General features: G+C 58.5%; 3 protein-coding genes. All 3 read left to right on the top strand.

All coding sequences use genetic code 11. The annotated features are described in order from the left end of the window. On the top strand, window positions 1-1,194 hold a 1,194-nt coding region (gsiB, locus tag HP459_RS22180; RefSeq protein WP_171936851.1), incomplete at its 5' end, for a glutathione ABC transporter substrate-binding protein GsiB. A 5-nt stretch (window positions 1,195-1,199) separates the two neighbouring features. Continuing rightward, on the top strand, window positions 1,200-2,120 hold the full coding sequence (gene gsiC, locus HP459_RS22175) for a glutathione ABC transporter permease GsiC (protein ID WP_006809475.1): 921 nt from the start codon (window positions 1,200-1,202) through the stop codon (window positions 2,118-2,120). Between the two features lies 1 nt (window position 2,121). Beyond that, window positions 2,122-2,974: glutathione ABC transporter permease GsiD (gene gsiD / locus HP459_RS22170; protein ID WP_171936850.1), on the top strand; the 853-nt coding region annotated here is incomplete at its 3' end.

Here is a 2,974-nt window from a genome sequence, read left to right as displayed (position 1 = left end):
GCCAGCAATCCGGAAAACGGTCTTAAGCGCTACAACCTGTATAAAAATATCGCCCAAACCGAGGTGATTGATCCGGCGACGGTGAAGATCACCCTCAAAGAGCCGTTCTCGGCGTTTATTAATATCCTGGCGCATCCCGCGACGGTGATGATTTCTCCTGCGGCGTTGAAGAAATACGGCAAAGAGATTGGCTTCCACCCGGTGGGGACCGGACCGTACGAACTGCTTACCTGGAACCAGACCGATTATGTGAAGGTGAAGAAATTCGCCGGATACTGGCAGCCGGGGCTGCCGAAGTTGGATACCCTCACCTGGCGGCCGGTCGTGGACAACAATACCCGTGCCGCGATGCTGCAAACCGGCGAAGCGCAGTTTGCCTTCCCGATCCCCTACGAACAGGCAGCGCTGCTGGCGAAAAACAGCAAGCTGGAGCTGGTGGCCAGCCCGTCGATTATGCAGCGCTACATCAGCATGAACGTCACGCAGAAACCGTTCGATAACCCGAAGGTGCGCGAAGCCATCAACTACGCCATTAACCGCCAGGCACTGGTGAAGGTGGCCTTTGCCGGCTACGCCACCCCGGCGACGGGCGTGATGCCGCCAACCATTGAGTACGCGCAGAGCTATCAGCCGTGGCCGTACGATCCGGCGAAAGCGCGGGAACTGCTGAAAGAGGCGGGCTATCCGAACGGCTTTAGCACCACGCTGTGGTCGTCGCATAACCACAGTACCGCGCAGAAGGTGCTGCAATTTACCCAGCAGCAACTGGCACAGGTGGGCATTAAAGCCAGGGTCACGGCGATGGATGCCGGACAGCGCGCGGCGGAAGTGGAAGGCAAAGGACAGAAAGAGAGCGGCGTGCGGATGTTCTACACCGGCTGGACGGCTTCAACCGGTGAAGCGGACTGGTCCCTGTCGCCGCTGTTTGCTTCCCAGAACTGGCCGCCAACGCTGTTCAATACCGCGTTCTACAGTAATCCGCAGGTGGATAAGGATCTGGCCGATGCCCTGAAAACCACCAAACCGGAAGAGAAAGCGCGCCTGTACAAAGAGGCGCAGGACATTATCTGGAAAGAGTCGCCGTGGGTGCCGCTGGTGGTGGAAAAACTGGTCTCAGCCCACAATAAAGCGCTGACCGGTTTTTACATCATGCCGGATACGGGCTTTAGCTTTGACGACGCGGATTTGAAATAATACTCATGCTGAATTATGTGTGTAAACGCCTGCTGGGGCTTATCCCGACGCTGCTGATTGTGGCCGTGCTGGTGTTTTTGTTTGTCCACATGCTGCCCGGCGATCCGGCGCGTTTGATTGCCGGACCGGAAGCGGATGCCACGGTTATCGAACTGGTGCGTAAACAGCTCGGTCTTGATCAGCCGCTGTATCGGCAATTTCTGCGCTACATTGGCAATGTCCTTCAGGGCGATTTCGGCATCTCGATGGTGTCGCGTCGTCCGGTGTCGGAGGAGATTGCCAGCCGCTTTATGCCCACCTTCTGGTTAACGATTGCCAGTATGAGCTGGGCGGTTGTGTTTGGCCTGGGCGCGGGAATCGTTGCCGCCGTCTGGCGCAACCGCTGGCCGGATAAGCTCGGTATGGCGCTGGCAGTCACCGGTATCTCTTTCCCGGCGTTTGCGCTGGGTATGCTGCTGATGCAGATTTTCTCCGTCGAGCTGGGCTGGTTGCCCACCGTCGGGGCCGACACCTGGAAGCACTACATTCTGCCCTCTATGACGCTTGGCGCAGCCGTTGCGGCAGTGATGGCCCGTTTCACCCGCGCCTCCTTTGTCGACGTGCTGAGCGAAGATTACATTCGCACCGCGCGGGCAAAAGGGGTGAGTGAGAAATGGGTCATTCTGAAGCATGGTTTTCGTAATGCGATGATCCCGGTGGTCACGATGATGGGGCTACAGTTCGGCTTCCTGCTGGGCGGCTCTATCGTGGTTGAGAAGGTCTTTAACTGGCCGGGGCTGGGGCGCCTGCTGGTCGACTCGGTCGATATGCGTGACTATCCGGTTATTCAGGCTGAAGTTCTGCTTTTCTCGCTGGAGTTTATTCTTATCAACTTAGTGGTGGATGTGCTGTACGCCGCCATTAACCCGGCCATCAGGTATAAGTAAGATGCGATTACTGAACTGGCGTCGCCAGGCCATTTTAAACGCTATGCCGGGGATCAGGCCGGACCATATTCGCACCCCGTGGGTTGAGTTCTGGCGTCGATTCCGTCGTCAGCCCGTCGCTATGGTCGCCGGGTTGTTTGTGTTACTGCTGATCCTGGTGGCGATTATCGCCCCCTGGATAGCCCCATTTGATGCGGAAAATTACTTCGATTACGACCGGCTGAACGATGGACCGTCGATGATGCACTGGTTTGGCGTGGACTCGCTCGGGCGCGATATTTTCAGCCGCGTGCTGGTAGGGGCGCAGATCTCGCTGGCGGCCGGGGTCTTTGCGGTGCTGATGGGCGCAGCGATTGGCACCGTGCTGGGGCTGGTGGCCGGGTATTACGAAGGCTGGTGGGACCGCATCATCATGCGTATCTGCGACGTGCTGTTTGCCTTTCCCGGTATTCTGCTGGCGATTGCCGTGGTGGCGGTGATGGGCAGCGGCATGGCGAACGTCATCATCGCCGTGGCGGTATTCACGATTCCCGCTTTCGCGCGCCTGGTACGTGGCAACACGCTGGTGCTGAAGCAGCAGACCTTTATCGAGTCGGCCCGCAGCATGGGAGCCAGCGATGCCACTATCCTGTTCAGCCATATTCTGCCGGGAACGGTCTCGTCTATCGTGGTCTATTTCACGATGCGCATAGGCGTGTCGATTATCTCGGCGGCCAGCCTGTCGTTTCTGGGGTTAGGCGCACAGCCGCCGACGCCGGAGTGGGGCGCGATGCTGAACGAGGCGCGGGCGGATATGGTGATCGCCCCGCACGTGGCGATCTTCCCGAGCCTGGCGATTTTCCTGACCGTGCTGG

The organism is Enterobacter sp. CM29 (genome assembly GCF_013179605.1).
GTDB lineage: Bacteria > Pseudomonadota > Gammaproteobacteria > Enterobacterales > Enterobacteriaceae > Enterobacter > Enterobacter intestinihominis.
The sequence above is the reverse complement of the archived record's forward strand: the minus strand, read 5'-3'. Positions and strand labels throughout refer to the sequence as shown.